The 5,639-nt window shown below is 71.6% G+C and carries 4 protein-coding genes and 1 pseudogene; 1 reads left to right on the top strand and 4 read right to left on the bottom strand.

Going from position 1 to position 5,639, the window contains the following annotated elements:
• A pseudogene (locus tag EHS43_RS35725) lies at positions 1 to 240 on the bottom strand (EamA/RhaT family transporter); the annotation flags it as partial.
• A 137-nt stretch (positions 241 to 377) separates the two neighbouring features.
• On the bottom strand, positions 378 to 689 hold the full coding sequence (locus EHS43_RS35720) for an SH3 domain-containing protein (protein ID WP_125194776.1): 312 nt from the start codon (positions 687 to 689) through the stop codon (positions 378 to 380).
• A gap of 182 nt (positions 690 to 871) precedes the next feature.
• On the opposite strand from EHS43_RS35720, the gene EHS43_RS35715 reads away from it, so the two are divergent.
• A complete protein-coding gene (locus EHS43_RS35715; protein WP_125194775.1) occupies positions 872 to 2,965 on the top strand; it encodes a serine/threonine-protein kinase in 2,094 nt (697 codons plus the stop codon).
• 52 nt (positions 2,966 to 3,017) lie between these two features.
• Here the strand turns inward: EHS43_RS35715 and ilvD are convergent, their stop codons facing one another.
• Positions 3,018 to 4,871, bottom strand: coding sequence for a dihydroxy-acid dehydratase (ilvD, locus tag EHS43_RS35710; protein WP_125194774.1), 1,854 nt, complete (start codon positions 4,869 to 4,871; stop codon positions 3,018 to 3,020).
• A gap of 136 nt (positions 4,872 to 5,007) precedes the next feature.
• Complete coding sequence (locus EHS43_RS35705; RefSeq protein WP_125194773.1) at positions 5,008 to 5,619, bottom strand: TetR/AcrR family transcriptional regulator; 612 nt, start codon at positions 5,617 to 5,619, stop codon at positions 5,008 to 5,010.
• Positions 5,620 to 5,639 lie beyond the last annotated feature (20 nt).

The following is a 5,639-nucleotide window of genomic DNA, read 5'->3' as shown; positions in this document are numbered from 1 at the left end:
GACGAGGACGGTCACGAAGCTGCCGGTGTCGGCGATCTGGAGACCCTCGTAGGCGAAGCGGAGGATCAGGCAGGAGGCGACGGCGGCGGCGAGGGAGCCCGCGGCGACGCCGGCGCGGCGGAGGGCGTAGCCGCCGCGGTGGTCCACCCAGGTGGTGCCGAAGAAACGGATCGGCTCGGGGCGGGGGCCGCCCTCTGGGGAGCCCGCGGGGGTGTCCTGGGTGCCGGATTCGTCGCTCACGGGACGATTATGGCTCCGGGACCGGCGCGGGCTCCCTCCGGGTGCCGGCGGCAGCGGGACGTCACAGGGGTGCCGTCACCGGTCTCGTCGCCGCCGGTCTCGGGCACCGCCCCGGTGCGGGCGGTGCCCGAGAGGGTTCAGGAGCAGCGGTCGGCGACGTAGCCGTCGCTGCCGGTGAGGACGTAGGCGTCGGAGACGTACTGACCGTTGCTGATATTGTCCCAGATGTTGCTGGTGCCGTAGGGGCCGCTCACCGAGGTGCCCGGCGTCTGGCAGTAGATCGGCACCTTGGCGCCCTCGGGCAGCACCCGCACGACGCTGTAGCTGGTGCCGGGGCCGTTGCGGACGTTGAGCCGGACTCCGGGCGCGACCGAGTAGTAGCGGACCGATGCCACCGCCGCCAGGGTCGCCTCGGCGCCCCCGGTCTCCTCCACACGTTCAACAGACATGCGATTCCTCCCCCGTTGCTCCCCATGACTGCCATGGGGCCCCGTTGATTCCCCTGAATCACGCCATGAAACATATGTACGCAACTCGCACGCGGACACTAGCAAGCCGCCTCTGCCCCGTACGAGTCATCGCATAGGCTCCGGGTGTCGCGCGCGCCGACGATCAGCACGGGGGTGGTTCCATGGCGCCACAGGGCAACACCGGAACGGGCGCGGAAGCGGAACTTCCCGAGTACGCCGGTCACTACCGCCTGGAGTCCTGCCTCGGGTCCGGTGGGATGGGCGTCGTGCACGTCGCGCGCAGCACCTCGGGGATGAAGCTCGCGGTGAAGGTCGTACACACCGAGTTCGCCAAGGATCCCGAGTTCAGGGGGCGTTTCCGGCAGGAGGTGGCTGCGGCGCGGAAGGTGAGCGGGGCGTTCACCGCGTCCGTCGTCGACGCCGATCCCGATGCCGAACGGCCCTGGATGGCCACGCTGTTCATCCCCGGGCCCACGCTCTCCGACGAGGTCAAGCGGAACGGCCCGATGGCCCCCGACCAGTTGCGGCGCCTGATGGCGGGACTGGCCGAGGCGCTGCGGGACATCCATCGGGTCGGGGTCGTGCACCGGGACCTCAAGCCGAGCAACGTCCTGCTCGCCGAGGACGGCCCCAAGGTCATCGACTTCGGCATTTCTCGGCCAAAGGACAGCGAACTTCGCACCGAGACGGGGAAGTTGATCGGGACGCCGCCCTTCATGGCGCCCGAGCAGTTCCGGCGGCCGCGTGAGGTGGGGCCGGCCGCCGACATCTTCGCCCTCGGCTCCGTGATGGTGCACGCGGCCACGGGACGCGGTCCGTTCGACTCCGACAGCCCCTACGTCGTCGCCTACCAGGTCGTGCACGACGAGCCGGACCTGACCGGCGTACCGGCGAATCTCGCGCCGCTCATCGTGCGGTGTCTCGCCAAGGAGCCCGAGGACCGGCCCACTCCGGACGAGCTGATGCGGGAGCTGCGGTCCGTCGCGGCCTCGTACGACACCCAGGCGTTCATACCGGCGCAGCGCACGGGTGACGTGCCGGGGCCGCCGGAGCCGAAGGGGCAGCCGTCGCGGTTGGGTCGGCGTCCCTCGCGAAGGACGCTCTTCGCGGCCGTCGCGGTCGTGCTGATCCTGGCCGGTGTCCTCGCCTCGGTCCAGTGGCTGGGCGCCGGTGCGGACGCCACCGCGAAGAGCGGTGACAAGCCGACACCGACCGCCGGTTTCACCGGCTGGACGGCGAACCCGGTGTCCGGGGCCGAGGGCCCGGCGCAATGCTCGTACGGGGCAGGCCGGTTGATCTGCGCGCAGTCCGGCACCGTCTTCGCCCTGGACCCGTCCGACGGCTCCCTGCGGTGGCGGCACTCCGTCGCCGAGTCGAGGCTCAGCAAGCCGCCGGCCGTCGAGGGCGGTCTCGTGCAGCCGATGGTGGAGGAGGGGCGGCGCCTCGAAGCGCTCGACCCCGCCTCGGGCACAGCGCGTTGGCGGCGCACCCTCCCCGACCACCACGGGATGCAGCTCGCCGGGGGCATGCTGCTGCTGACCCTCCTCGACGGAACGGTCACCGGTGTGGACGCCGCGACGGGCGACACCAAGTGGAACCTGCGCGTCCCGGGACAGCCCGCGCCGACCTTCGTCTCGTTCGACGGGGACCCGCTGGCGTACGCGACGCATCTCTCCCCCGACGCGTCGAGCACCCGGGTCACCGCGGTGGACCCCACCACCGGGGCCGTGCGCTGGGACGCCCGGCTGGAAGGGAACCTGACCCCCGTCGGCGCGCACGGAGGGTCCGTCGTCCTCCTCTCGACCGACAACCTGTACGGCGACACGGACGCCGTCGTCCGCTACACGCCGGCCACCGGGGCCTCGCGCCGGGTGAAGCTCCCGGTGGCGCGTGCCGACGCGCAGGCCACGGTCCGCGGGGACATGGTCTTCGTCCTGGCGATGAGCGGTTCCCTGGACGCCGTGGACATGACGGCGGGCAAGCGGCTCTGGAATCTGGAGACCTCGGTGAGCCGGGGATCCGTACCGGTGGCCGACGACCGCCATGTGTACGTCACGACCGCGGACGGACGGCTGCTCGCCGTCGACGCCGACAAGGGCCGCCTCGTCGGGCAGACCCCGGCTCGGCTGGGCTCGAACTCGGGCACCGTCGCCGGCTCGCTGCCCCGGCCCACCGTCGCCGACGGCCGGGTCTACGCCACCGCTCCCGACGGCACCGTGTTCGCCGTGGACGCCCGCGAGCCCTCGCGCTGGTGACCCGGGCAACGCGAAGGGCCGCCCCCGAGGAGGCGGCCCCCGCGTCAGGTGCTCAGCCCAGCTTCGACACGTCCCGCACCGCGCCCTTGTCGGCGCTGGTGGCCATCGCCGCGTAGGCCCGCAGCGCGGCCGACACCTTGCGCTCGCGGTTCTTCGGGGCGTACGTGCCGTTCAGGGCCGCCTCGCGGCGGGCGAGCTCGGCGTCGTCGACCAGGAGCTCGATCGACCGGCCGGGGATGTCGATGCGGATGCGGTCGCCGTCCTCGACGAGGGCGATGGTGCCGCCGGCCGCCGCCTCCGGGGAGGCGTGGCCGATGGACAGGCCGGAGGTGCCGCCGGAGAAACGGCCGTCGGTGATCAGGGCGCATGCCTTGCCGAGGCCGCGGCCCTTCAGGTACGAGGTCGGGTAGAGCATCTCCTGCATGCCGGGGCCGCCCTTGGGGCCCTCGTAGCGGATGACGACGACGTCGCCCTCCTTGACCTGCTGGGTGAGGATCTTCTGGACGGCCTCCTCCTGCGACTCGCAGACGACCGCCGGGCCCTCGAAGGTCCAGATGGACTCGTCGACGCCGGCCGTCTTCACGACACAGCCGTCGACCGCGAGGTTGCCCTTGAGGACCGCCAGGCCGCCGTCCTTGGAGTACGCGTGCTCGACGCTGCGGATGCAGCCGTCGGCCGCGTCCTCGTCCAGGGCCTCCCAGCGCTCCGACTGGGAGAAGGCCTCGGCGGAGCGGACGCAGCCGGGGGCCGCGTGCCACAGTTCCAGGGCCTTGGCGGACGGCGAGCCGCCGCGCACGTCCCAGGTCTTGAGCCAGTCCGCGAGGGAGGGGCTGTGGACCGAGTGCACGTCCTCGTTGAGCAGGCCCGCGCGGTGCAGTTCGCCGAGGAGGGCGGGGATGCCGCCCGCGCGGTGCACGTCCTCCATGTAGTACGTGCGGTTCTTCGCCACGTTCGGGGCGACCTTCGCGAGGCAGGGGACGCGGCGGGAGACCGCGTCGATCTCGGCGAGACCGAAGGGGACCTCCGCCTCCTGGGCCGCGGCCAGCAGGTGCAGGATCGTGTTGGTCGAGCCGCCCATGGCGATGTCGAGGGCCATGGCGTTCTCGAAGGCCGCGAAGGTGGCGACGTTGCGCGGCAGGACCGTCTCGTCGTCCTGCTCGTAGTAGCGGCGGGTGATGTCCATGACGGTGTCGGCCGCGTCGACGTAGAGCTGCTTGCGGGCCGTGTGCGTGGCGAGGACCGAGCCGTTGCCGGGGAGCGAGAGGCCGATGGCCTCCGTGAGGCAGTTCATCGAGTTGGCGGTGAACATGCCGGAACAGCTGCCGCAGGTCGGGCAGGCGTTCTCCTCGATGCGGAGCATGTCCGCGTCCGAGATCTTCTCGTTCACGGCCTCGGACATCGCGTCGACCAGGTCGAGGGTACGGACCGTGCCGTCGACGAGGGTCGCGCGGCCGGACTCCATCGGGCCGCCGGAGACGAAGACCGTGGGGATGTTGAGCCGCAGCGCGGCGTTCAGCATGCCCGGGGTGATCTTGTCGCAGTTGGAGATGCAGATCAGGGCGTCGGCGCAGTGGGCCTCGACCATGTACTCGACGGAGTCGGCGATCAGGTCGCGGGACGGCAGGGAGTACAGCATGCCGCCGTGGCCCATCGCGATGCCGTCGTCGACGGCGATGGTGTTGAACTCGCGCGGGATGCCGCCGGCCGCGACGATCGCCTCCGAGACGATCCGGCCGACCGGCTGCAGGTGGGTGTGGCCCGGCACGAACTCCGTGAAGGAGTTGGCGACCGCGATGATCGGCTTGCGGCCGATGTCCGCACCGGGTACACCGGAGGCGCGCATAAGGGCGCGGGCGCCCGCCATGTTGCGGCCGTGGGTGACTGTGCGGGACCTCAGCTCGGGCATCGTCGCTCGCTCCTTCAAAGATGGTCGTCAGAGACTTCAGAGACGGTCGTATGAGACTTCTGACTGCTAACGAGCGTACGCCGGTCATCCAGGGGTCGGGACAAGGTGTCCGGAATGCGGGACGCGCGTCTCGGGGTCAGGGCCCTGTCAGATGGTGCTGCACCACCGGGGCCACCCGCGCGATGATCTGCTCGACGTCCGTCGACGCCAGCGGCTCCACCTTGATCACGTACCGCAGCATGGCCGTCCCGACGAGCTGCGCCGCGGCGAGTTCGGTCCGCAGTTCCGCGTCCGGCTTGTCGAGGCGGCCGGCGATGCGGCGCAGCAGCTGGGAGGCGACGAGCCTGCGGAAGACGGCGGCCGCGGTCTCGTTGTTCACGGCGGAGCGGACGATCGCCAGGAGCGGCAGACGAGTCGCGGGGTTCTCCCAGACGCCGAAGATGAAGCGGGTCAGGCGCTCCCCCACGTCCTCCAGCGGCCCCTCCACGAGCGCGTCGGGCGCGCTCAGGGCGGGTGCGGCGGCGACCTCGACGGCTGCCTCGAAGACCTGTTCCTTGGTGCCGAAGTAGTGGTGGACCAGGGCCGGGTCGACGCCGGCGGCCTTGGCGATCCCGCGCACGGACGTCTTCTCGTAACCCCGCTCGGAGAACTCCTCCCGGGCCGCGACGAGGATCCGGTCCCGGGTCCCGGCCGCGTCCGATTCGGTACGCCGGGGTCGGCCCCGCTTCCGCGCGGTGACGTCACTCATGGGCGGGGGGCCTTTGGGGG

It is taken from the genome of Streptomyces sp. RP5T (assembly GCF_003933965.1).
Taxonomy (GTDB): domain Bacteria; phylum Actinomycetota; class Actinomycetes; order Streptomycetales; family Streptomycetaceae; genus Streptomyces.
This window is presented reverse-complemented; position numbering and strand designations above follow the sequence as displayed.

What these genes read in the sequence shown, in the direction of transcription:
- EHS43_RS35720 (WP_125194776.1), bottom strand. Translation starts at nt 689, where the DNA reads ATGTCTGTTGAACGTGTGGAGGAGACCGGGGGCGCCGAGGCGACCCTG.
- EHS43_RS35715 (WP_125194775.1), top strand. Translation starts at nt 872, where the DNA reads ATGGCGCCACAGGGCAACACCGGAACGGGCGCGGAAGCGGAACTTCCC.
- ilvD (WP_125194774.1), bottom strand. Translation starts at nt 4,871, where the DNA reads ATGCCCGAGCTGAGGTCCCGCACAGTCACCCACGGCCGCAACATGGCG.
- EHS43_RS35705 (WP_125194773.1), bottom strand. Translation starts at nt 5,619, where the DNA reads ATGAGTGACGTCACCGCGCGGAAGCGGGGCCGACCCCGGCGTACCGAA.